Source organism: Mesorhizobium sp. B2-4-17, assembly GCF_006441275.1.
Classification (GTDB): domain Bacteria; phylum Pseudomonadota; class Alphaproteobacteria; order Rhizobiales; family Rhizobiaceae; genus Mesorhizobium.
On the sequence record NZ_VFUX01000017.1, the window covers coordinates 1 to 23,762 of the forward strand.

The 23,762-nt window shown below is 63.3% G+C and carries 19 protein-coding genes and 2 pseudogenes; 16 read left to right on the forward strand and 5 right to left on the reverse strand.

Annotated features, from left to right (window positions below):
* From hflK to FJ548_RS14875, 4 genes are all read left to right on the forward strand, one after another.
* Window positions 1-1,060, forward strand: a 1,060-nt coding sequence (hflK, locus tag FJ548_RS14860; RefSeq protein ID WP_140778225.1) for an FtsH protease activity modulator HflK, incomplete at its 5' end; no start/stop codon positions are given.
* Window positions 1,060-2,013, forward strand: a complete 954-nt coding sequence (locus tag FJ548_RS14865; RefSeq protein ID WP_140699630.1) for a protease modulator HflC — start codon at window positions 1,060-1,062, stop codon at window positions 2,011-2,013. The genes hflK and FJ548_RS14865, both read left to right, overlap by 1 nt.
* A gap of 6 nt (window positions 2,014-2,019) precedes the next feature.
* Window positions 2,020-2,208, forward strand: a complete 189-nt coding sequence (locus tag FJ548_RS14870; protein WP_140607894.1) for a DUF2065 domain-containing protein — start codon at window positions 2,020-2,022, stop codon at window positions 2,206-2,208.
* A 148-nt stretch (window positions 2,209-2,356) separates the two neighbouring features.
* Complete coding sequence (locus tag FJ548_RS14875) at window positions 2,357-3,874, forward strand: DegQ family serine endoprotease (RefSeq protein WP_140607892.1); 1,518 nt, start codon at window positions 2,357-2,359, stop codon at window positions 3,872-3,874.
* Window positions 3,875-3,904: 30 nt separating this feature from the next.
* Here FJ548_RS14875 and FJ548_RS14880 read toward each other — a convergent pair whose 3' ends face one another.
* Both FJ548_RS14880 and serB read right to left on the reverse strand, forming a co-directional pair.
* Complete coding sequence (locus tag FJ548_RS14880; RefSeq protein ID WP_140778226.1) at window positions 3,905-4,477, reverse strand: GNAT family N-acetyltransferase; 573 nt, start codon at window positions 4,475-4,477, stop codon at window positions 3,905-3,907.
* Window positions 4,474-5,361, reverse strand: a complete 888-nt coding sequence (gene serB / locus FJ548_RS14885; protein ID WP_140778227.1) for a phosphoserine phosphatase SerB — start codon at window positions 5,359-5,361, stop codon at window positions 4,474-4,476. The genes FJ548_RS14880 and serB overlap by 4 nt, the downstream gene beginning before the upstream one ends.
* Here serB and miaA point away from each other — a divergent pair.
* Both miaA and FJ548_RS14895 read left to right on the forward strand, forming a co-directional pair.
* Window positions 5,351-6,316 (forward strand): tRNA (adenosine(37)-N6)-dimethylallyltransferase MiaA, encoded by a 966-nt coding sequence (gene miaA / locus FJ548_RS14890; protein WP_140778228.1) that lies wholly within the window; start codon window positions 5,351-5,353, stop codon window positions 6,314-6,316. The genes serB and miaA overlap by 11 nt on opposite strands.
* Window positions 6,317-6,421: 105 nt before the next feature.
* The gene (locus FJ548_RS14895; protein WP_140607883.1) at window positions 6,422-7,213 is read left to right on the forward strand and encodes a GGDEF domain-containing protein; all 792 of its coding nucleotides are present in this window, start codon (window positions 6,422-6,424) and stop codon (window positions 7,211-7,213) included.
* Window positions 7,214-7,392: 179 nt separating this feature from the next.
* On the opposite strand, the gene FJ548_RS14900 is transcribed toward FJ548_RS14895, so the two are convergent.
* Entirely contained in the window at window positions 7,393-9,225 is a 1,833-nt protein-coding gene (locus tag FJ548_RS14900; RefSeq protein ID WP_140778229.1) for an ATP-binding protein, read from the reverse strand.
* A gap of 154 nt (window positions 9,226-9,379) precedes the next feature.
* Between FJ548_RS14900 and FJ548_RS14905 the strand changes: the two genes are divergently transcribed.
* The 3 genes and pseudogenes from FJ548_RS14905 to FJ548_RS14915 all read left to right on the forward strand — a co-directional run.
* Window positions 9,380-9,943 carry an XRE family transcriptional regulator gene (locus FJ548_RS14905; RefSeq protein ID WP_140778230.1) on the forward strand — a complete coding sequence of 188 codons (564 nt, stop codon included), beginning with the start codon at window positions 9,380-9,382 and terminating at the stop codon, window positions 9,941-9,943.
* A 4-nt stretch (window positions 9,944-9,947) separates the two neighbouring features.
* Window positions 9,948-10,246, forward strand: a pseudogene (locus tag FJ548_RS14910) (hypothetical protein).
* Between the two features lie 41 nt (window positions 10,247-10,287).
* A pseudogene (locus tag FJ548_RS14915) lies at window positions 10,288-10,812 on the forward strand (GNAT family N-acetyltransferase); the annotation flags it as partial.
* 15 nt (window positions 10,813-10,827) lie between these two features.
* Here FJ548_RS14915 and FJ548_RS14920 read toward each other — a convergent pair.
* Window positions 10,828-11,715 (reverse strand): LysR family transcriptional regulator, encoded by an 888-nt coding sequence (locus tag FJ548_RS14920; protein ID WP_140778231.1) that lies wholly within the window; start codon window positions 11,713-11,715, stop codon window positions 10,828-10,830.
* 120 nt (window positions 11,716-11,835) lie between these two features.
* On the opposite strand from FJ548_RS14920, the gene FJ548_RS14925 reads away from it, so the two are divergent.
* Entirely contained in the window at window positions 11,836-12,987 is a 1,152-nt protein-coding gene (locus FJ548_RS14925) for a gamma-butyrobetaine dioxygenase (protein ID WP_140778232.1), read from the forward strand.
* Window positions 12,984-13,574: an HD domain-containing protein gene (locus FJ548_RS14930; RefSeq protein ID WP_140778233.1), complete on the forward strand. Its 591-nt coding sequence runs from the start codon at window positions 12,984-12,986 to the stop codon at window positions 13,572-13,574. The genes FJ548_RS14925 and FJ548_RS14930 overlap by 4 nt, the downstream gene beginning before the upstream one ends.
* Window positions 13,575-13,623: 49 nt before the next feature.
* On the opposite strand, the gene FJ548_RS14935 is transcribed toward FJ548_RS14930, so the two are convergent.
* Window positions 13,624-15,426 carry an NAD(P)/FAD-dependent oxidoreductase gene (locus FJ548_RS14935; protein WP_140778234.1) on the reverse strand — a complete coding sequence of 601 codons (1,803 nt, stop codon included), beginning with the start codon at window positions 15,424-15,426 and terminating at the stop codon, window positions 13,624-13,626.
* Window positions 15,427-15,868: 442 nt separating this feature from the next.
* Between FJ548_RS14935 and FJ548_RS14940 the strand changes: the two genes are divergently transcribed.
* The 5 genes from FJ548_RS14940 (at window position 15,869) to FJ548_RS14960 (ending at window position 23,709) form a co-directional block, all read left to right on the forward strand.
* On the forward strand, window positions 15,869-17,650 hold the full coding sequence (locus FJ548_RS14940; protein WP_140778235.1) for an acetolactate synthase 3 large subunit: 1,782 nt from the start codon (window positions 15,869-15,871) through the stop codon (window positions 17,648-17,650).
* Window positions 17,651-17,728: 78 nt separating this feature from the next.
* Window positions 17,729-18,304: an acetolactate synthase small subunit gene (gene ilvN / locus FJ548_RS14945; RefSeq protein WP_013894763.1), complete on the forward strand. Its 576-nt coding sequence runs from the start codon at window positions 17,729-17,731 to the stop codon at window positions 18,302-18,304.
* Window positions 18,305-18,416: 112 nt separating this feature from the next.
* Window positions 18,417-19,013 carry a LysE family translocator gene (locus FJ548_RS14950; protein WP_140778236.1) on the forward strand — a complete coding sequence of 199 codons (597 nt, stop codon included), beginning with the start codon at window positions 18,417-18,419 and terminating at the stop codon, window positions 19,011-19,013.
* A 212-nt stretch (window positions 19,014-19,225) separates the two neighbouring features.
* Entirely contained in the window at window positions 19,226-20,551 is a 1,326-nt protein-coding gene (locus FJ548_RS14955) for an efflux RND transporter periplasmic adaptor subunit (RefSeq protein ID WP_140778237.1), read from the forward strand.
* Window positions 20,548-23,709, forward strand: coding sequence for an efflux RND transporter permease subunit (locus FJ548_RS14960; RefSeq protein WP_140765991.1), 3,162 nt, complete (start codon window positions 20,548-20,550; stop codon window positions 23,707-23,709). Before FJ548_RS14955 ends, FJ548_RS14960 begins: the two co-directional genes overlap by 4 nt.
* Window positions 23,710-23,762 lie beyond the last annotated feature (53 nt).

A 23,762-nucleotide genomic window follows, 5' to 3' on the forward strand; every position in this document is an offset into this window, starting at 1 on the left:
CAATCAGGGACCCTGGGGGCAGGGGCCAAAGGGACCGAGCGGCCCGCAGGGCTCGCCTCCCGATCTTGAAGACATCATCCGCCGCGGCCAGGACCGGTTGCGGCGCGCTCTGCCCGGCGGCGGTGGCGCCAGTCCGGCCGTGTTCGGGCTGATCGCCGCGGTGCTGGTCGTTCTGTGGGCGTTCCAGGCTGTCTATACCGTGCAGCCCGACGAGGTCGCGGTCGAACTGCGTTTTGGCAAGCCGAAGGCCCAACTGTCGCAGCCCGGCCTGCATTTCCATTGGTGGCCGCTTGAAACCGTCGAGACGGCCAAGATTTCCGAGCAGCTCGTCGATATCGGCGGCGGCAACACCAGCGGCAACGGCCTGATGCTGTCGGGCGACCAGAACATCGTCAACGTGCAGTTTTCGGTGGCCTATCAGGTCTCCGATCCCCGGGCCTATCTGTTCGACGTCTCCGATCCGGACGGCATGCTGCGGCAGGTCGCCGAAAGCGCCATGCGCGAAGCCGTCGGCCGCAGGCCGGCGCAGGATATCTTCCGCGACGACCGCCAGGGCATTGCGGCCTCGGTGCGCGAGATCATCCAGACAACGCTGGACGGCTACAAGGCCGGTCTGCAGGTTAACGCCATCTCGATCGAGGACGCGGCGCCGCCGCGCGAAGTGGCTGACGCCTTCGACGAGGTGCAGCGCGCCGAACAGGACGAGGACAAGTTCGTCGAGCAGGCCAACCAGTATTCCAACCAGAAGCTGGGTCAGGCGCGCGGCGAGGCCGCACAGATCCGCGAAGACGCGGCCGCCTACAAGAACAGGGTGGTGCAGGAAGCCGAAGGTGAGGCGCAGCGCTTTATCTCCGTCTACGACGAATACGCCAAGGCGCCCGACGTGACGCGCAAGCGCCTCTATCTCGAAACCATGGAGAGGGTTCTGAAGGACTCCGGCAAGGTCATCGTCGAGCAGGGCAACGGGCAAGGGGTCGTTCCCTATCTGCCGCTGCCGGCATTGCAGCAGAAAGCGCCTGCATCAGCCGCGCCTGGCGCGAACACGGGAGGTAACCGGTGATGGGCAACCGTCTTCCCGTCTTCGTCGTTATCGCGGCGGTTATCCTGTTCCTGATCTATTCGTCGGTTTTCGTGGTCAATGCGCGCCAGCAGGCGCTGGTGCTGCGCTTCGGCGAAATCGTCGACGTCAAGACCGAACCCGGCATCTACTTCAAGGCGCCGTTCTCGTTCTTTGACGCCGACACGGTGCAACTGATCGAGAACCGGGTGCTGCGTTTCGACCTCGACAACATCCGCGTCCAGGTTTCGGGCGGCAAGTTCTACGAGGTCGATGCCTTCATCGCCTACCGCATTTCGGATCCGCGTGTGTTCCGTGCTGCCGTGTCCGGCCAGATCGAACTGGCCGAAGCCCGGCTGAGGACCCGTCTCGACGCCGCCTTGCGCCGCGTCTACGGTCTGCGCGACTTCGAGGCCGCCCTCTCCGAAGAGCGCGCGGTAATGATGCGCGAAGTGCGCGATCAGCTCCGGCCCGACGCCACCTCGCTCGGTCTGCAGATCGAGGATGTCCGCATCCGCCGCACCGACCTCACGGCCGAGGTCTCGCAACAGACCTACGATCGCATGAAGGCCGAACGTCTGGCCGAGGCCGAAAGACTCAGGGCACGCGGCAACGAGGCGGCGCAGCGCATCCGCGCTCGCGCCGACCGCGAGGTCGTCGAGATTATCGCCGAAGCGCAGAAGGAGTCCGAGATCCTGCGCGGTGAGGGCGAGGCCCAACGCAGCGCCACCTTCGCCGACGCTTACAAGCGCGATCCGGCCTTCTTCGATTTCTATCGGTCGATGAACGCCTACGGCACGGCGCTGGACAATACCGGGACGACCATGGTGCTGTCGCCGAGTTCGGAGTTCTTCCGCTACTTCCGCGACCCCGATGGCAAGGAAGGGCCGGCGAAACCAGCGCCGGCACCTGCCGCGCCTGCCGCGCCGACGACACAACCCAGCACGGGCCAGTAACGGCCGGTGCAGGATTTCTTCGCGGCGATAGGCCTGGTCCTCGTCATAGAGGGCCTGGTCTATGGCGGCTTTCCCGCCTTCGCGAGGAAGCTCGCGGGCGAGGTGCTGTCGATGCCGGAGAATGCGTTGCGGATCGCCGGGCTGGCCGCGGTCGCCATCGGTGTCGGCATCGTCTGGCTGGTGCGAGGCGGGTGAGGCGGCCGGTTTTCGTCTTGGCGCTAACGGAGGATTTATCCTCCGCGGATAGTCCTAGCCGCAAACGTGCCGTATTTTTTGCCAACATGGCGCAGCACGGTGTTTTCGCCGTTGCGCTTTCTTTCTCAGAATACCGGGAGGCCTCTCGATGACATCCACACTGCTTTTGCGCACGGTACGGCGGACGTTCATCGCTGGCACGGCAGCGCTTCTTGTCGGCACCGTCGCCATCCCGTCCTTCGTGACGCCGACATTCGCCAATGACGGGCCTGCTTCGGTGGCCGACCTCGCGGCAGGCCTGCTCGGCGCGGTGGTCAACATCTCGACCTCGCAGACGGTGAAGGGCACGGAGGGTCCGGGTGCCGTGCCGATGCCGCAGCTTCCCGAAGGCTCGCCGTTCCAGGACTTCTTCGACGATTTCTTCAAGAATCGCGGCGGCGGCAAGGACAACAGCGCGCAGAAGGTGCAGTCGCTGGGCTCGGGGTTCGTCATCGACGCCGAACAAGGCATCGTCGTCACCAACAACCACGTGATCGCCGATGCCGACGACATCGAGGTCAATTTCTCGGATGGGGTGACGCTGAAGGCGACGCTGGTCGGCACCGACACCAAGACCGACGTCGCGGTGCTGAAGGTCGATCCGAAAGGCCACAAGCTGACCGCGGTGAAATTCGGCGATTCCACCAAGATGCGCGTCGGCGACTGGGTGATGGCGGTCGGCAATCCGTTCGGCCTTGGCGGCACGGTCACGGTCGGCATCGTCTCGGCGCGCAACCGCGACATCAATTCCGGTCCCTATGACGACTTCATCCAGACTGATGCCGCGATCAATCGGGGCAATTCGGGCGGACCGTTGTTCAACAGCGCCGGTGAGGTCATCGGCATCAACACGGCGATCATTTCGCCGTCCGGCGGCTCGATCGGCATCGGCTTCTCCATCCCCTCGCAGCTCGCCTCGGGTGTTGTCGACCAGTTGCGCCAGTATGGCGAGACGCGGCGCGGCTGGCTCGGCGTGCGCATCCAACCGGTGACGGACGACATCGCCGAAAGCCTCGGCATGACCACGGCCAAGGGCGCGTTGGTCGCCGGCGTCATCAAGGGCGGTCCCGTCGACAACGGCACCATCCAGGCCGGTGACGTCATCATCAAGTTCGATGGCAAGGACATCCATGAAATGCGCGACCTGCCGCGCGTGGTCGCCGAAAGCCCCGTCGGCAAGGCCGTCGACGTGCTGATCGTGCGCAAGGGTGTCGAGCAGACCGTGAAGGTGACGCTCGGCCGGCTTGAGGATGGCGAGAAGCTCGCAAGCGGCGAGCCGGGCAATACCAATCAGGACAAGGGCGGCGACAAGGCTCCGGCCGTCTCGACCGCATCAGTGCTTGGCATGACCGTCGGCGAGCTCAACGACGAGACGCGCAAGAAGTTCAGCATCGCCGCCGATGTCTCGGGCGTCGTCATCACCGACGTGGCCAAGGATTCCGCCGCTGCCGAGCGCGGCATCCAGCCGGGCGAGGTGATCACCGAGATCGCGCAGGAATCGGTCGCCACGCCCAAGGACGTCATGGACCGGATCGGCGCGCTGAAGGAGCAGGGCCGCAAGAACGCGCTGCTGATGCTCGCGTCGAAGACGGGTGAGTTGCGCTTCGTGACGATCCGGATGGATTGAGCTTTCAATCGAGCGACTTCTAAAAGGCGGCTAACCGGCCGCCTTTTTTCGCGCCTGCCACTCGGCGCGCGAGAGCCGGTAGAGCATATGCCGCTTGAGTGCGGGATGGCTCTCGGGAATGCCGGGATGATCGAAATCAGCCGACGGGTCGGTCGTCATGCCGAGGCGTTTCATGACGGCGGTCGAGCGGTGGTTTTCGGCGACGGCGAAGGAGACGATTTCGTCGACGTTCAATGTCTCGAAGCCATAGTCCAGCCACGCCTCGGCGGCCTCGGTGACATAGCCCTTGCCCCAGAATTCGGGCGCCAGCCGCCAGCCGATCTCGATCGTGCCAGCCGGCAGGACGTCCATATCCTCGGTTCCTGAGAGCCCGACAAAGCCGATGCACTGGCCCGTGGCGGCAATCTCGGCAGCGGCGAAGCCATAGCCATCCGCATCGACCCAGGCGCGGACCTGATCCATCTTGGCGTCCGCGGCGGCGCGGTCGCGGCGGAACGGGAAGAACTCCATGACGCGATCATCGGAGTTGATGCGATGGAAGAGCTCACGATCGCGCTCTTCCCAGTTGCGCAGGATGAGGCGTTCGGTGCGCATGGGTTTCATTGCACAAACTCTTCCTGACGATAGCCTTGGACATAGAGCAACGCGGTGAGGTCGCCATGGTCGATGCGAACCTTGGCCTGCGCCGCCACGGCTGGCTTGGCATGAAGCGCCACACCGGTGCCGGCGAGGCGGATCATGTCGAGATCGTTGGCGCCGTCGCCAACGGCAATGGCGTCGGCCGGCGTCAATTCCAGGCGCGCCGCGATTTCGAGCAGCGCCTCGGCCTTGGCGGCACGGCCGAGGATCGGCTCGCCAACCAACCCGGTGAAGCGTCCGTCCTGTTCGAGCAGGCGGTTGGCGCGGTTTTCCTGAAAGCCGAGCATATCGGCGATGCGCGTGGTGAAGACCTCGAAGCCACCCGAGATGAGCGCTGTCCAGGCGCCGTTGGCGCGCATGGTCCGGACCAGCGCCCGGCCGCCCGAGGCCAATGTGATGCGGTTGGCGACGATGCGGTCGACGACGGCGGCATCGAGGCCCCTGAGCAGCGCCACGCGTTCGCGCAGCGCCGGCTCGAAGGCGATCTCACCGTTCATCGACCGCGCGGTGATCGAGGCGACGTGCTCCTTGACGCCGATCTCGTCGGCCAGTTCGTCGATGCATTCCTGATCGATCATGGTCGAATCCATGTCGGCGAGGAGGATTTTCTTGCGACGCGTCTCGGCCTGCTGGACGATCACATCGATCGGTTCGGCGGCCAGTGCGGTGCGCAGCGTAGCGGTGATATAGGTGGTGTCGACCGCCTGCGGCAAAGCGAGATCGCAGGCAATTCCTTCTGCCAGCCAGACGACAGTGCTTGCGCCCACCGAGCGCGAGGCCATATTCGCAAGCGACGGCGACAGGGCGCGGTCGGCGGGACGGGAAACAAGCGTGGCAATGAGCGGCATCGAAAATTCCGGCACGGATGCGGGCGAAGGCCGCGTGAAGAACGCGATCCTGATAGCCGGGCCGACCGCCAGCGGCAAGTCGGCGCTGGCGCTCGATCTGGCCGAGCGCACGGGCGGCGTCATCGTCAATACCGATTCCATGCAAGGCTATTCTGTTCTCGACGTGTTGACCGCGAGGCCGGAGGCGGCCGAGCTCGCACGCGTGCCGCATTTTCTCTACGGGCACGTCCATCCCGGCAGCGCCTATTCGACCGGCGCCTGGCTGCGCGACGTGATGAAACTCATCGACGACGGAACGCTCTCGCGGCGGCCGATCTTCGTCGGCGGCACCGGCCTTTATTTTCGCGCGCTTGCCGAAGGCATTTCGGAAATGCCCGATATTCCGCAGCCGATCCGCGACCGTTGGCGCTATGAGCTGAAGGAGCAAGGCGCGGTCAAGCTGCACGCCTTGTTGCTGCGCGAAGATTCGAGAGCCGCCATGCAGCTGAAGCCAACCGACAGCCAGCGCATCGTGCGGGCGCTGGAGGTGCTCGACGCCTCCGGCCGATCGATCCTGAACTGGCAGGCCGCGCGCGGTCGCCCTCTCATCGACAGGCAGACGGCCGGTTTCCTGGTCATCGAGCCGGACCGGGCGGCGCTGGTTGATCGCATCGAAAGGCGCTTCGACCAGATGCTGGACAAGGGTGCGCTGGAGGAGGTCAGGCAATTAGCGGCCCTTCGCCTCGATCCGGATCTCCCGGCGATGAAGGCGATCGGCGTTCGCGAACTGCAGGCCGCGATGGCCGGACAATCCAGTTTTCCCGAGGCGATCGAACGCGCCAAGATCGCAACACGGCAATATGCCAAGCGGCAGGCGACCTGGTTTCGACATCAGCTGGGGCCTGAATGGCAAAGACTGTGCCCGGGTGACGATCTCGAAACCAAGATTTCAACGCTGGTTGCTAATGCAACTTAAAAAGTCGATATCGAGGGAAGGGTTCCCGCCGAAGTTGTTGGAATTAACGCTCCGTAAGTCGGTCCGTGCCATAAGGTCGATGGGTACTTTTCCATCGGGGAGCAGATGCGTTTCCATAAGGCGGAATCCGCTTTCTTCGTCTTTATCTTCGTGATCCTGGCCGCCGGCCTGGTGACGCTGCACGCTTATGGGCTCTTGCAATCCTTCGCCACCGAACTCCATACGGCCTCGGGCCTGGACAAGGTCATCTACCTCAACAAGCTGTTGTTCGCGACGGGCGTGCTGCTTGCGACCGCGCTGTTTTTCGGCATCTTCTTCATCTATCCGCTGATCCGCAAACAGGCGACGGAAGAAGGCAAGCTGCGCGCCATGACTGTTTCACTCAGCGCCCGCTCCGAAACGCTCGAGCACGCCGCCCTGACAGACGGCCTGACCGGCATGCAGAACCGGCGCTATTTCGATGATGCGCTGAAGGAATATCTCGAGGAGTTCCGGCGCATCGAAAAGCCGGTCGGGCTGATGATCCTCGATCTCGACCATTTCAAGCAGGTCAACGACACCCATGGCCATGATGTCGGCGACGAGGTGCTCAGGGCTGTCGCCAACTGCCTCAAGGACATGACACGCTACCACGACGTGGTGGCACGGCTGGGCGGCGAGGAGTTCGCCGTGGTCACGCCCAATATGGAGGCGGAACTGCTGGCCAAATTCGCCGAGCGCATCCGCAGGGCGGTCGCCAACATGTCGATCCTTTCGGGCAATGTCCGGCTTAAGATCACGACAAGCGTGGGCCTTGCCGTTTGGGACCGCAAGGAGACCGCCGAGGAATTCTATCGCCGGGCTGACCGCCAGCTCTATGAAGCGAAGAGGCAAGGCCGCAACCGCGTCTGCGCCTAAAATCCCATCATTGAATTCGTGAGGCTGGCCGTCTGCCGCTGTTTTCTGCGCTTCCGGTGCTCACGGACTGAATGTCCGCTCCGCTTCGGTTCTCGAAAACAGCACCACCCGGACTCAGCCTGACGAATTCCCTGACGGGATTTAACCAAGGTGGCCTACGAAGTCCGCAAGCTGCAGGTTCAATCGTTCTGGGGACGCAGGCCGAAGGTGGCGGGCTTGAGGCCATAGCGCGTGTCGAAATCGTCGTCCGACTGGACGCGAGCGGTTGCCGGCTTGCGATAATCAGGATCACCGGCCTGCCGGCCGGAATCGACCACCTCGGCGAAGGCCATCGCCTGCTGCTGTGGTTTTGGCACGTTTCGCAGTCGCTCGACGATCGCCACCAGGTCGACATCGTCGCCGCTCTTCGGCGACGCGGTTTCTTCGCGCCTGGACGTGCCGGGGATCAAATGCGCCGGCAGTCTTTCGAATTTCAGCCGCATCGTCGTCGCCACGCCTTCGCCGAAGGCGATGGCTTCGCGCTGGCCCATGGACGACAGGAAGGCAAGCGTGGAGGCGGACGAGTCGGCGATGGCCGAGCGGATGATCGCCTGGTCCTGCTCGTTGGCGAGCCGCATGGCGAAGAACGTCGAGCACTGTGACAGGATGGTCGGGTCGAGCTCGCCCGGACGCTGGGTGACGACGCCGAGGTAGCAGCCATATTTGCGGCCTTCCTTGGCGATGCGCGACAGCGCGTGGCGTGTCGGCGCAAAGCCGAGGCGCGCATCGGCCGGCATGTAGCGGTGCGCTTCCTCGCACAGCAACAGGAGTTGCAGCTTGCCCTCGCTCCACAGAGCGAGGTCGAAGGCCAGGCGCGCCAGCACCGAACAGACGGAGTTGACCACTTCGGAGGGCATGCCGGCCATCTCGAAGCAGGTTACCGGGCGGCCGTGATGCGGCACGCGGAAAATGTTGCCGATCGTCTCGTGGATGGTGTCCTCGATCAGGCGCGAGCTGAACATGAAGCGGTAGCGCGGATCGGCGGCCGCCGATTCGATCCGCGTCTTCAGCGATTTGAGCGTCGGGCGGTCGTTCTTGCTTTCGAGCATGCCCATGCGCTCGTCGATGTGCTTGAGCAGGTCGGCGATGCGGTAAGGCACAGGCGTATCGGCGGTCAGCGCATCGTTGCCGCGCCTGAGATAGGTGCCCGAGCTCGGGTTGCGGTAGAGATTCTTGGCGAGCGGAATGAGATCGCGCAAAGCGTCGATTTCTTCCGGGACCGTTTCACGGCCCCGAAACAGCACTTCGGCGAATTCCTCCAGCCGGAACATCCAGAACGGCAGGTCGAGCGTCTTGGAATCGACCTTGACGCAATATTCGGGCAGCGAGGCCGCGAACTCGTTATGCGGGTCGAGGATCAGGATGCGCAGGTCGGGTCGCGCCGTGATCGATTTGCGCAGCAGCAGCGAGACGGCGGTGGACTTGCCGACGCCGGTGGTGCCGACGATGGCGAAATGGCGCGCCAGCGTGTCGTCGATGGCGATGTTGGCGGCGATCGCGTCGTCCTGCGACAGCGAGCCGATGGTGATGGAATGCCGCCCGGCCAGGTCGTAGACGGCCTGGAGATCGCGGCTGCGGATGCGGTGCGCGATGGCGCCAATGTGCGGATAGGTGGTGATGCCGCGGTCGAAGATCGGCTTGGCGCCGGGTTCGGCCGCGTCGCGGACTTCGCCGATCAGCTCGATGCTGACCTCGATAGCGTTCTGGCCCTCATTGCTCCAGGCGCGGTCCGATTTGCCGATGGCATAGACCAGGCCGACGGTTCGCGTCGTGCCCAGATTGATAGAGATCATCTTGCCGACCGTCCACAGGCCGGTGACGGCGCCATCAATGTCGTCGGCATAGGCGCTGATAGTGGCGCGCGCGCCGTCGCATTGCACGACATTGCCCAGGATGCGCCGGTCGTTCTGCTCTGCGTTGCGGCGCTCCTGCGATGTCGGTTCTCCGACGGAAGCTTCGCGTTCGACATACATGGACAGGCCAATCCCTATTTTCCCTGGAGCATGGACCCTAGCGGGATGGGGTTAAGTTCGGATGAGGCTGGATGGTGTAAGGAGGATTAAGCGCCTGTTGAAAATTGTCGCAAATGGCTCTTCTTCATCGTCCGAGTTTCGCTATATTGTACGAATGAATGGTATAGCGAACAGTATTTCCTTGGGCATCGGCAGCCGAATCCACACGGAACGGACCATGCGGGACTGGTCATTGGCCGAGCTCGCCGCGCGGTCCGGCGTTTCCAAGGCGATGCTGAGCACGATCGAGCGCGGCATGACGAGCCCGACGGCGACCCTTCTGGTGCGCATCGCGGCGGCCTTCGGCATGACGCTGTCGACCCTCATCGCGCGGGCGGAATTGCAAGGCGGCGGGGTGCTGCGCGAGGCCGACCAGCCGGTGTGGCGCGATCCTGCCACGGGCTATGTCAGGCGGCATTTGTCGCCGACCAGCGACATGCCGCTCGAACTGATCAAGGTGCATTTGCCGGCGGGCGCCAAGGTGAGCTTGCCCGCGGCCTCCTATGCCTTCATCAAGCAGCAGATCTGGCTGGTTTCCGGGCGGCTCGAATTCACCGAGGGCGATGTGGTGCACCGGCTCGAATCTGGTGACTGCCTGGCACTCGGCGCGCCGTCGGACTGCACCTTCCATGCCCTGGAGGCGGACGTCGACTATCTCGTGGCGCTGGTCAGGGGCTGAGATCATGGCGAAACGGCCAAGGCGCTCCCACAATGGGGGGCCGCCGCTTGACGACTCCAAGGGGCCGCCATGGGGCAGGGCGACCCCTACATCTTCCTGGCCTGGCAGGCCGCGCACGCCAAGGCATGGAAGGCGCCGAGCCACGACGTCATGCTGATGCGCACGGACAAGGCCGAACGGCTGGGCCTGACCTACGAGGAATACACACTCGAGATCCTGGAGCGCAGACGGCAAGACGACACCGAGCGCATCAGCGCCATCAAGGCCGCGCGCAAGCGACGGCGCGTGCGCCATCTCGGCTGACGGCCTCGAGCCCACGTCGCGTCATCTCCAGAGGACCAGGCATGAATTCCATCGAAATCGGAGTGCTGAGCGTCAATGCTGAAACGCTGGCGATGCTGACTGACCTGCTTGTCGAAACGGTTGCCGCCGGCGGCTCTGTCAGCTTTATGCATCCGTTGGCGCCGGAGGCGGCAAGTGCATTCTGGGAGAGGTCGCTGGCCGCGGCGGCAAGAGGCGAGAGGGTGGTGCTTGGCGCGTGGGATGGCAGGGCACTGGTCGGCACCGTCACCTTGCTGCTCGATTGCCCGCCCAACCAGCCGCATCGGGCCGAGATCGCCAAGCTGATGACATCGGCCGAACACCGGGGTAGGGGGATCGGAACGCGCCTTATGAGGGCGGCCGAGCGTCTCGCCGCCGAGAGGGGGCGCACGTTGCTAGTCCTGGACACGGCGACCGAGGAAGGTGCTTCGGGCCTCTACGAAAAACTCGGCTTCACCCTGACTGGCGAAATACCGGACTATGCGCTGAAGCCGCATGGTGGGCTGACAGGCACGCTGATCTACTGGAAGCGTATCGCCTCATCGTCCGGTAGTTCCGCGCCGTCAGGCCGAAGCCGCACTGGAGAGGCGGCTCAGCAACCAGCGGCGGAAATCCTGCTCGGCACTGGTCAGGCGCACGGTCGGCGCCCTGGTCAGGAAATGGCCCGAGGTGCTGGAGAGCTCGAAATCGGAAAGCGGCACCAAGGTCCTGTTTTCGAGTGCCGCGTCGACAAGCGGCCGCGACCCCAGAAGCACGCCGGCGCCGGCACTCGCCGCTTCCATCGCGGCGACGAAACTGTCGAAGCGGTGGGATCGCTGGGGGTGGCCGGCCAATCCGGCCGCCGCGAACCATTCCGCCCACATCTCGCGCGCGCCGGCGACCAGAAGCAGCGGCAGGGACGTCCAGTCGGCGGCGCCGGCCAGGGCCGGGCTGGCCACCGGCACAAGCCGCTCGGCCGTCAGCCTGTCGGCTTCGCGTCCGGGAAAGGATCCGTTGCCGAAACGGATGTCGAGCGCGGAGCCCGGCAGGTCGTAGTCGGTCGGGCGATGGATCGTCACAAGATCGAGTTGGATGCGCGGCAGCGCCTCGGCAAGATCGGGCAGCGCCGGGACCAGCACCAGCAGAGCGAAGGAGATCGGCACCCGGATCGAGACGGTCTGGACGGCGCGGGGTTCGAACAGTTCCGTCGTGCTGCTGGAGATGGTGGCGAAGGCCGACTGGATGTGCGGCAGATAGGCGGCGCCCTCCGGCGACAGCGCGACACCACGCGCCAGCCGCGAGAACAGGCGCGTCTTCAATCGTTCCTCGAGCAGCCGGATATGCTGGCTGACGGCTGCCTGTGTCAGGCCGAGTTCGGCCGCGGCCGCCGTGAAGTTCGACAGCCGTGCCGAGGCCTCGAAACTGCGCAGCCAGTCGAGTGGGGGCAGGGAGGGAATGGATTTTCGAGCCATTAGCTATTTGCGGTTATTGGCCAAAAAACGATAATTTGAGTTATGCCGTTCGCGCGGTCAACATGCATTCGAAACCCACGGATCGGCCCGTGGGCCGTAACGGACAGGAACAGTATTTCCATGTTGACCCACGCGCTGGTTGGCGACGACGGCAGAACAATCGAACTTGGCTGGCAGGACGGGAGGCACACCCGCTTTCATGCCATGTGGCTGCGCGACAATGCGCTGGACGACAAGACGCGCAGCGCCGGCAACGGCCAGCGCCTGATCACCATCCTGGACATTCCGGCCGACACGAAGATCGGTGCGGCCGCGATCATGGGCGATGCCCTCGAGATCAGCTTCGTGCCGGAGCAGAAGACCGTCAGCTTTCCGGCTGCCTGGTTGAGCGCCAATGCCTACGATCGCGATACGGCGCGCGGGGCTGGCTGGACCGGAGAGGATATTGTGCGCTGGACCAAGGCCAGCATGCAAAACTCGATCCCACGCGCCGGCTACGCTGCTGCCAGCCGTGATCGTACAGTTCTGCGCGAGTGGCTTTCGGCGGTGAGGACCTATGGCTTTGCCGTGATGGACGGCCTGCCCACCGAATCCGGGGCATTGTGCAAGGTCTCCGATCTGTTCGGCTACATCAGGGAGACCAATTACGGTCGCTGGTTCGAAGTGCGCGCCGAGGTCAACCCGAACAATCTCGCCTACACCAATCTCGGCCTCCAGGCGCATACCGACAACCCATACCGCGATCCGGTGCCGACCCTGCAGATCCTGTCCTGCATCGAGAATACGGTAGAGGGTGGGGAATCCAGCGTTGTCGACGGTTTTGCCGTCGCGGCGGCGCTGCAGACCGAGAACCCTGAAGGCTTCCGGCTGTTGAGTTCCTGTCCGGCGCGTTTCGAATATGCCGGCTCATCCGGCGTTCGGCTGCAATCCAAGCGTCCGATGATCGAGCTTGGACCGGATGGCGAGTTGATCTGCATCCGCTTCAACAACCGCTCGCTGGCGCCTGTCGTCGACGTGCCGTTCGCAGACATGGACGCTTACTATGGCGCCTATCGCCGGTTCGCCGAACTGATCGAGGATCCGTCCTTCGAAGTGACCTTCAAGCTGGAGGCGGGCCAGGCGTTCATCGTCGACAACACACGGGTCATGCATGCCCGCAAGGCTTTCTCCGGCACAGGCAAGCGCTGGCTGCAGGGATGCTACGCCGACAAGGACGGCCTGTTGTCGACGCTGGCGGCGATCGAGCACGGCTTCAAGGAGGCCGCGGAATGAGCGGTCAGGATCTGAACGCGGGCAATATCGTCGAATTCATCGCCGACATTTTCGAGCGCCGGGGTGCGGAATCCTATCTCGGCGAGCCGGTGACGATGTCGGAACACATGCTGCAGGGCGCCTGGCTGGCGGAGCAGGATGGAGCGCCGGAGGTGCTGGTGGCCGCCGCCCTGCTGCACGACATCGGCCACTACACCAGCGAGTTCGGCACCTATTCGCCCGACGATGTCGAGGACAAGCATCATGACGAAGCCGGCGGCGAGGTGCTGGCGCCGTTCTTCCCGCCGGTCATCGTCGAGTGCGTGAGGCTGCACGTCGCGGCCAAGCGTTATCTCTGCGCCACCGATCCGACTTATTTCTCCAAGCTGTCGCCGGCTTCGGTGCATACGCTGTCGTTGCAGGGCGGACCGATGAGTGCCGAGGAGGTGGCCGAGTTCCGCAAGAACCCGTTCCATGAGGAAGCGGTGAGGGTTCGCATCTGGGACGAGCGCGGCAAGATCGCCAATATGAAGACGCGGGCGTTTCGCGACTATGTGCCTTTGCTGCAGCGCGTCGTGGAAAAGTTCGCGTCCCAAAGGACGACATAAGGACGAAGCCCGACACAACCGGGCTTCCGTCCCAATCCACCTCTTTGCTTCAGCCCTTGTGGTGGACTTCCTGCAACCCGTAGACCGGCGTGGGCACACCGACTTGCCTGGCCTTCAGCTGCAGCGACAGGAACTGCGAATAGTGCCGTGACTGGTGCAGATTGCCGCCGTGGAACCACAGCGCCTCTTGCTGGGTCGGCTTCCACATGTTGCGCAGTTCGCCTTCCCACGGGCCGGGATCCTTGGTGGTGTTCGAACCGAGGCCCCAGCATTTGCCGACCCTGTCGGCGGTTTCACGCGAGATCAGGTCGGCCGCCCAGCCGTTCATCGAACCATAGCCGGTCGCGTACACGATGAGATCGGCGGGCAGTTCTGTGCCATCGCCAAGCAGGACCGAATGCTCCTTAATCTCCTTCACGTCGACACCGCTCTTCAGCTTGATCGACCCGTCGATGATCAACTGCGAGGCGCCGACATCTATATAGTAGCCGGAGCCGCGCCTGAGATACTTCATGAACAGGCCAGACTCGTCCTCGCCCCAGTCGAGCATGAAGCCGGCCTTGTCGAGCCCCTTGTAAAAGGCCGCGTCGCGTTTCTTCATCTCGGCATAGGCCGGGATCTGGAATTCATGCAGGATCTTGTAGGGCAGGGAGGCGAAGATCAGGTCGGCTTTGGCGGTGGTGATGCCGTTTTGCACCGCTTGTTCCGAATAGAGGGAACCCAGCCCGATTTCCATCAGCGTGTCGGACCTGGAGATATGGGTGCTCGAGCGCTGCACCATGGTCACGTCAGCGCCCGCTTCCCAAAGTGCCGCTGATATGTCGTGGGCGGAATTGTTCGAACCGATAACCACCGCCTTCTTGCCAGCATAGGCATCGGCACCGGGATGTTGCGAGGAGTGGTGCTGGTCGCCCTTGAAATTTTCCATACCCTTGAATTTGGGCAGGTTTGCTTTGCCGGACTGCCCGGTGGCCAGCACCAACTGCTTCGGTTTCAAGGTGATGTCCTTGCCGTCGCGGTGCACCACCACAGTCCATTCCTTTTCCTTGTCGTCGTAGGACGCACTCTTGGCCTCTGTCGACGACCAGTAATTCAGCTCCATCACCTTGGTGTACATTTCCAGCCAGTCGCCGATCTTGTCCTTGGGCGAGAACACCGGCCAGTTTCTGGGGAAATCGATATAGGGCAGATGGTCATACCAGACCGGATCGTGCAGGCAGAGCGACTTGTAGCGATTGCGCCAGCTGTCGCCGGCGCGTTCGTTCTTCTCGATGATGATGGTCGGCACGCCGAGTTGCCGCAGGCGCGCACCAAGCGCGATGCCGCCCTGGCCGCCGCCGATGATCACCGTGTAGGGCTGTGTCTTGAAGCCGAGTTCCGCCGCTTCCTTCTCGCGTTCTTCCTTCCAGGTTGGACGGTTCTTGCCGGAGCCATGCTTGGCGCCCATCGGCCGCGCGAAGCCCGCCGGCTCCTCGTGACCTTTCAGTTCGACCATGGTGGTCAGCAGCGTCCAGATCTTGCCGTCCTTCAGCCTGATATGGCCAAAACCGCGCGCAACCTCGGTCTCGAAGCTGATCCAGCCGTCGATCACTCCACCGCTCTCGGTCGCATCCTCGCCCTCGGCGAGCGCGAAGTGCGAGGGTTTCGTCCTCGACAACTGGCTATTCAGCATGTCGCGGACCTGGTCACGGCCTTCCATGGTCTTGATGTTCCAGGTGAAGGTGACGAGGTCGCGCCAATAGCAGTCTTCCTGGAAACAACCGACCGCCTTGTCTATGTCGCCGACGTCAAGAGCGCCACCGAACGCATCGAGCAGGTCGGAAAGCTTTTTGTTGGGGGCTTTGTCGAGCATGAATTTCCTCCGGATTCGAAACGCTTCTTGGTCGAGCTATTGTGGCCGGGTGGGGCGGTCCAACATGGACAAAGTATCCCGTCAAAAGCTTCGCTGCGTCACGCCCTCCAATAGTTTGGCATGTTTTCAATGGCTTACCGAAACCCGACCGGGTATTTGTCTCGTGACGACTGATCATGCCGTCCGACCGTAAGCCCGCCGCTCATTCGCGTTCATGCCATTCACATTCGCCGTTGACAGCGGCGTGGAACCAATCCTATTGTCCGCCACCATGAAAAAGGCACTCATTCTCGTAGGAAGGCGCGTGGGCAAGGCGGTGTAACCGCCGGGCGAAAACCTCCCATGCGCAACACACAGGCTCCCTCGGGGGCCTTTTTTATTGCCTGAAACACGACTAGACGACCAGCAAACGCCAGATGGCGGACAGTACGGGACCAGACCGATGAGCAATGGACAGAACGGGCGACGTGAAATGACGGGCGCCGAAATGGTGGTGCAGGCGCTGAAGGACAATGGCGTCAAGCATGTCTTCGGTTATCCCGGCGGCGCGGTCCTTCCGATCTACGACGAGATTTTCCAGCAGGACGAGGTCGAGCACATTCTGGTCAGGCACGAACAAGGTGCCGGCCACGCCGCCGAGGGCTATGCCCGTTCGACCGGCAAGGCCGGTGTCATGCTGGTGACCTCCGGGCCCGGCGCCACCAATGCGGTGACGCCGCTGCAGGACGCGCTGATGGATTCGATTCCGCTCGTCTGCCTGACGGGGCAGGTGCCGACCTCCTTGATCGGCTCCGATGCGTTCCAGGAGTGCGACACGGTCGGCATCACGCGCCCCTGCACCAAGCACAACTGGCTGGTCAAGGACGTCAACGACCTCGCCGCGACCATCCATGAGGCCTTCCATGTCGCCACGACCGGCCGTCCCGGTCCGGTGGTGGTCGACATTCCGAAGGACGTGCAGTTCGCCAAGGGGTTTTATGTCCCGCCGCAGATCGCGCCGCGCACCAGCTACCAGCCGAAGGTCCAGGGTGACCTGGAGAAGATCAAGGCGGCGGTCGAACTGATGGCCGGTGCCAAGAAGCCGATCATCTATTCAGGCGGCGGTGTCGTCAATTCCGGCCCGGAAGCGAGCCACCTGCTGCGCGAACTGGTCGACCTCACCGGCTTCCCGATCACCTCGACACTGATGGGGCTCGGCGCCTATCCGGCATCGGGCAAGAACTGGGTCGGCATGCTGGGCATGCACGGCACCTACGAAGCCAACATGGCCATGCACGACTGCGACGTGATGGTCTGTATCGGCGCCCGTTTCGACGACCGCATCACCGGGCGGCTCAACGCGTTTTCGCCGAACTCGAAGAAGATCCATATCGACATCGATCCGTCCTCCATCAACAAGAACGTTCATGCCGATGTTCCTGTTATCGGCGATGTCGGCCGCGTGCTGGAGGACATGGTGCGGCTGTGGCGGGCGACCGCCAAGATCGACAAGAAGGCGCTTTATCCCTGGTGGGAGCAGATCGCTAAATGGCGCGGGCGCGACTCGCTGGCGTTCAAGATGAACCACGACGTGATCATGCCGCAATACGCCATCCAACGGCTCTACGAACTGACCAAGGACAGGGACACCTACATTACCACCGAGGTCGGCCAGCATCAGATGTGGGCGGCGCAGCACTATCATTTCGAGAAGCCGAACCGCTGGATGACGTCCGGCGGACTGGGCACGATGGGTTACGGCCTGCCGGCCGCACTCGGCGTGCAGATCGCGCATCCCGACGCGCTGGTGATCGACATCGCCGGCGACGCCTCGGTGCAGATGACGATGCAGGAGATGAGTGCGGCGGTGCAGTATGACGCGCCGATCAAGATCTTCATCCTCAACAACCAATATATGGGCATGGTGCGCCAGTGGCAGCAACTGCTGCACGGCAACCGGCTGTCGCATTCCTATACCGAGGCGATGCCGGACTTCGTCAAGCTGGCCGAAGCCTATGGCGGCCACGGCATCCGCTGCGAGAAGCCGGACGAGCTGGATGACGCCATCAAGGAAATGATTTCGGTCAGGAAGCCAGTGCTGTTCGACTGCCGCGTGGCGAACCTCGCCAATTGCTTCCCGATGATCCCCTCGGGCAAAGCTCATAACGAGATGCTGCTGCCGGACGACGCGACCGACGAGGCCGTGGCCAACGCCATCGATGCCAAGGGCAGGGAACTGGTGTAGACGACGAGCCAGGGCAGGCCTTGTCGAAAGAGGCCGTGCGCAAACAAATAATTAGATCAAGAATTTGAGATCCAGGTCATGAACGCACAGCACCTTCAACCCACCGGTTCCGCCTACTTCATCGCCAAGGAGACGGAGCGGCCGGAAAACCACACGCTTTCCGTGCTGGTCGACAATGAACCAGGCGTTCTTGCCCGGGTCATCGGCCTGTTTTCCGGGCGCGGCTACAACATCGAGAGCCTGACCGTCTCCGAGACCGAGCATGAGAAGCATCTGTCGCGCATCACCATCGTGACGCGCGGCACGCCGCATGTGCTGGAGCAGATCAAGCACCAGCTCGAGCGCATCGTGCCGGTCCACCGCGTGGTCGATCTCACCGTGCGGTCGCACGAATTCGGCCAGGAGCGGCCGCTGGAGCGGGAACTGGCGCTGGTCAAGGTTGCCGGCACCGGCGAGGCCCGCGTCGAGGCTCTGCGGCTGGCCGACGCCTTCCGCGCCAGCGTCATCGACGCCAACACCGAGCATTTCATCTTCGAGATCACCGGCAAGGGCTCAAAGCTCGACCAGTTCATCGCCATCATGAAGCCGCTCGGCCTGGTCGAAATCTGCCGCACCGGCGTGGCGGCGATGAATCGCGGCCCGCAAGGCATGTAGGGCGCGCGGTAGCCGGAAACGCCTTTGCTGAAAAGCATGGCTTGCCACCGCCCGGCGGCTGGCCTTTGCGAGGCAGCCGACAAGAGTAAACATTGCAGACCTTGTGATCCCGATGTCCCTCGACGCATTCCTCGCTCTGCTGGTCTACGCCTTCGTGACCTCGATCACGCCGGGGCCGAACAATCTCATGTTGCTGGCTTCGGGCGTGAATTTCGGCCTAGTCAGGAGCGTGCCGCATATGCTTGGCATCAGCATCGGCTTTCTTGTCCTGCTGCTCGCCGTGGGCCTTGGTCTTGGCGCGCTGCTGACGGCGTTTCCCGCACTGCACACCGCGCTCAAGATCGCCGGTGCCGCCTACCTGCTCTACCTTGCCTGGAAGATCGCCATGTCGCGCTCGCTCAGCGGCAAGGGGGAGGCGAAGGGGCAGCCGATGCGTTTCATCGATGCGGCGGCGTTCCAGTGGGTCAATCCCAAGGCCTGGGTGATGGCGATCACCGCCATGGCCGTCTACAGCAATCCGGAGCACCCATTCCGGTCTGTGGTGCTGATCTCTGTAGCCTTCACCATCGTCAATCTGCCGAGCGTCTCGGTGTGGGCGGGCTTCGGTACGGCTTTGCGCGGTTTCCTGTCGGATCCGGCGCGGCTGAAATGGTTCAATATCGCCATGGGCGTGCTGCTGGCGGCGACGCTGTGGCCGATGCTGCGGTAGCACAATCCGGGGGTCGATAGACCCTGATCCGCGGATGCGGCAGCCTGCACAGCGATTGTGCAGTGCACATTAAATCTTCGTAATGCCGTGTTTTGGCCCTTTTCCGCCCAACGCGTGTCCTATCTATTCAGCGAAATTGCGGCAGGTGCCGTGAAATGAGCTAGAATACGACCACCTGGCTATGGCGTGTCGGACGGAGCGGACCCTTGACGATGCGTGGAAAAGTCATTCTTTCATTGCTGGCAGCCGCCTGTGCAGGCGCGGCCTGGCTCTATGTGTCTCCCGATACGCTGGGCAAGGTCGAGCAGTTCATCGGCGCAAAGCAGGCCGCGGTAGCGGACAAGGCGGCAACCGGCACGCAGACAGCCGACAAGACAGCAGCCGACAAGACAGCAGCAGACAAGGGGGCAACGGACAAACAGGCGGCCGGCGGCAATGGCGCCCGCTCGGCCTCGATCGTTTCTGCGACCGCGACGACGGCTGATTTCCCGATCCGGCGTTATGCCATCGGCTTCGTCTCCTCTCCCGCCGTGGTCAATATAAACGCGCGCGTCTCCAGCCAGATCGTGTCGATCGACGTCAAGGACGGGCAGATGGTGAAGGCCGGCGACGTCCTGTTTTCGCTCGACGACCGGGCGCTGAAGGCGCAGCTTGCCAAGGACCAGGCGACGCTCGCCAAGGACCAGGCCATGCTGACCAGCGCCACGGCCGATCTCTCTCGCGCAAAGGATCTGGTGGCCAAGCAGGCCGGCACGCAGCAGACCTATGACCAGGCGCTGGCGGCGCAGAAAGCGGCGACCGCAACCATCGATGCCGACAAGGCAACGATCGACGCCGATACCGTCCAACTGAGCTATGCTACGATCACGGCGCCGATCGCCGGCAGGCTGGGCGCGGTCAACGTCGCCGTCGGCGATCTCGTCACCGTCAGCAATGGCAACAGCAGCACGGCGACCCCGCTCGTCACCATCACCCAGATCGACCCGCTGCAAGTGAACTTCAATCTGCCGGAAAGCAATCTGGCGCTGCTGCACAAGGCGCTCGCTGATCCGCAGCAAGGGGCGGTGACCCTGACCAAGGACGACGACCCGAAGCCGATCGGCAAGGGCACGCTCGACTTCGTCGATTCCAGCGTCGATACCGCGTCTGGCACAATCGCCACGCGGGCCAGCATTCCAAACGCCGATCTCTCACTGTGGCCCGGCCAGTATGTAAATGTCGTCCTGGAAGCCGGCATCATGCCGCACATGACATCCGTTCCGACCGTCGCGGTACAGCCCAGCCAGAAGGGACCGTTCGTCTATGTGGTCAAGCCGGACAACACGGTCGAGATGCGACCGGTGCAGGTGGCGCTGACCGTTGGCCAGAGCAGCGCCATCAGCGATGGTGTGAAAAGCGGCGAGAAGGTCGTTGTCGAAGGCCAGACGCGATTGAAGAATGGTGCCGCGGTGCATGAAGGCAAGGCGGCGGCCGGGTCCGGCGACCAGGCCTCAGCCAAGGTCGCGCAAGCCGGCAAGGCCGGCGAGGTGGCCCAATGATTTCCGAATTCTGCATCCGCAGGCCCGTCGCCACCCTTCTGATGTCGTTCGCCCTCATTCTGGGCGGACTGTTTGCCTACAAGTTCCTGCCTGTGGCGGCGCTGCCCAGCGCCGAATTCCCGGTGGTCAACGTCTCGGCCCAGTTGCCCGGCGCCTCACCGGAAACCATGGCGACATCGGTGGCGACGCCGCTGATCAAGCAGTTCGCGACCATCGCCGGCATCGATTCCATTTCGACCACGAACTCGCTCGGCCAGACCTCGATCGCCATCCAGTTCGTGCTCAACCGCAACATCGACGCGGCCGCGGCGGACGTTCAGGCGGCGATCGCGCGCACGCAGAAATCATTGCCGCCGCAGATGACCTCGCCGCCGAGCTATCGCAAGGTCAATCCAGCCGACGCGCCGATCCTCTTGATGTCGCTGGTCAGCGACACGGTTCCGCTGACCGATCTCGACGCTTTCGCGGAAAACGTCATCTCACCATCGCTGTCGACCATCGACGGAGTGGCGCAGGTCTCGATCTTCGGCCAGCAGAAATATGCCGTGCGCATCCAGATCGATCCGACCGCGCTCGCCGCGCGCGGCATCTCGATCGACCAGCTGCAGGCGGCGATCTCGTCGGCCAACAGCAACACGCCGCTCGGCGTGCTGCAGAACAACAAGCAGCAGCTCACCATCACCGCCAACACGCAGCTGACCAACGCAGCGGGATTTTCCAACCTCATCATCGCCACCAAGAACGGCCATCCGGTGCGGCTGGGCGAGGTGACGCGCGTCGTCGATTCGGTGCAGACCACGACGACGGCGAGCTGGTACGATGGTACCCGCGCGATCATCATGGCGGTGCAGCGCCAGCCCGACGCCAACACGGTCGACGTCGTCGACAGGGTCAAGGCTATGTTGCCGTCCTTCCAGGACCAGCTGCCGGCCGCCGCCAACATCAAATTGCTCAATGACCGTTCGACCTCGATCCGCCAGGCCGTCAACGACGTCCAGTTCACACTGCTGTTGACCATCGCGCTGGTGGTCATGGTGATCTTCGTGTTCCTGCGCCGGGTGACGGCCACCATCATCCCGGCCGTGGCGGTGCCGATCTCGCTGATCGCCACGCTTGGCGCGATGTTCCTGTTCGGCTTTTCCATCGATAACATATCGCTGATGGGCCTGACGCTCGCCGTCGGCCTCGTCGTCGACGATGCCATCGTGATGCTGGAGAATATCTTCCGCCACATGGAAGAGGATGGGCTGTCGGCCTTCGACGCCTCGCTGAAGGGCGCGCGCGAAATCGGCTTCACCATCATCTCGATCTCGATCTCGCTGGTGGCGGTGTTCATTCCCGTGCTTCTCATGGGCGGCGTGATCGGGCGCATCTTCAACGAGTTCGCCGTCGTGGTGACGGTCGCCATCCTGGCGTCGATGTTCGTGTCGCTGACGCTGACGCCGATGCTGTGTTCGCGGTTGCTGTCGGTGACCAAGGCCGATCGCGAGGCGCACAGCGCTGGCCACAGGCGCGATCTCGTCACACGCAGCTACGACTGGCTCTTGAGCTTCTGCCTGCGGCACACCTTCCTGGTATTCCTCATCTTCATCGGCACCGCGGCGGCGTCGGTATGGCTGGTCCAGATCTCGCCGAAAGGCTTCTTCCCGCAGGAGGACATCGGCCAGATATCGGTGACGACCATCGCGCGCCAGGACATCTCGTTCGATGCCATGGCCAAGCTGCAAGGGCAGGTGGCCAGCGTCTTCTCGCATTCGCCCTATGTCGACCATGTGGCGTGGTCGGCCGGCAGCGGCAACAATGCGCTCAACCAGGGGCAGCTTTTCGTCCAGCTCAAGGGCAAGGACCAGCGGCCGAACATTGAAAAGGTGCTTTCGGATCTGCGCAAGCAGCTGGCCGGCGTGGCAGGCATCGAGACCTACATGCAGCCGGTGCAGAACCTGAGGCTCGGTTCGCGCTCGTCGGCCAGCGCCTATCAGCTCGTGGTTCAGGGCCTCGATACCGGCCAGACCGATATCTGGGCGCAGAAACTGAACGATGCGATGGCCGCCGACCACACGACCTTCACCGACGTCACCAGCGATCTGCAGAACAATGCGCTGCAGGCGTCGCTGGTGGTGGATCGCGACAAGGCCGCCCAGCTCGGCATCGATACCGACACGCTGCGCTCCGCCCTCTATGGCGGGTTCGGCACCGACCAGGTTTCGACGATCTTCGGCTCGGCCGACAGCTACGAAGTCATCACCGAGCTCGATCCCAAGATCGAATGGTCGCCCGAGCGCATGCTCGCCATCCAGATGAGGACGGCGAGCGGCTCTCTGGTGCCGCTTGGCGCCTTCGCCCGGGTGGACCGCACGGCCGGTGCCTTGACGGTCAACCAGCTCGGCCAGCTTCCGGCCGTGACGATTTCCTACAACCTGCCGCAAGGCGTGGCGCTCGGCGACAGCGTGACGCGCATCAACGCGCTCAAAGAGCAGATCGGCATGCCGACGGCGATCTCGACCACCTTTGCCGGCACGGCCAAGACCTTCCAGGATTCGCTTGCCAACCAGGGCCTGCTGATCGGCGGCGCGATCCTGACCATCTACATCGTGCTCGGCATTCTGTACGAGAGCTTCATCCACCCGCTCACCATTCTCACCGGCCTGCCATCAGCGGTGCTAGGAGCGCTCGTTGCGTTGCGCTTCGCCGGCATGGACCTGTCAGTCATCGCGGTGATCGGCATCCTGATGCTGATCGGCATCGTCAAGAAGAACGGCATCATGATGGTCGACGTGGCGCTGGAGCTCCGACGTGAAGGCATGTCAGCCAGGGATTCCATCCACAAGGCCTGCCTTATGCGTTTCAGGCCGATCATGATGACGACGCTGGCAGCACTTATGGGCACGTTCCCGATCGCGCTTGGCACCGGCGCCAGCGCCGAATTGCGCCAGCCGCTGGGCGTTGCCGTTGTCGGCGGCCTGCTTGCTTCGCAGGCGCTGACGCTGTTCGTGACACCCGTGATCTACGTCTACATGGAAAATTTCTCGGGCTGGCTGCTCGGGCTCATGCCTAAGCGCAAGGCCGAGTTGCGCCTGGTCGAATCAGGGGATCAGCCCTCGCTGTTCGACGCCGACGACGAGACGCAAGGCGAGCCGCAAAAGGCGGCCGCGGAATAGAGAGTTCGCTTCGTCCTCGCTGGCCCAAGCCGTCTTGCTTGCGGCCAGCGGAC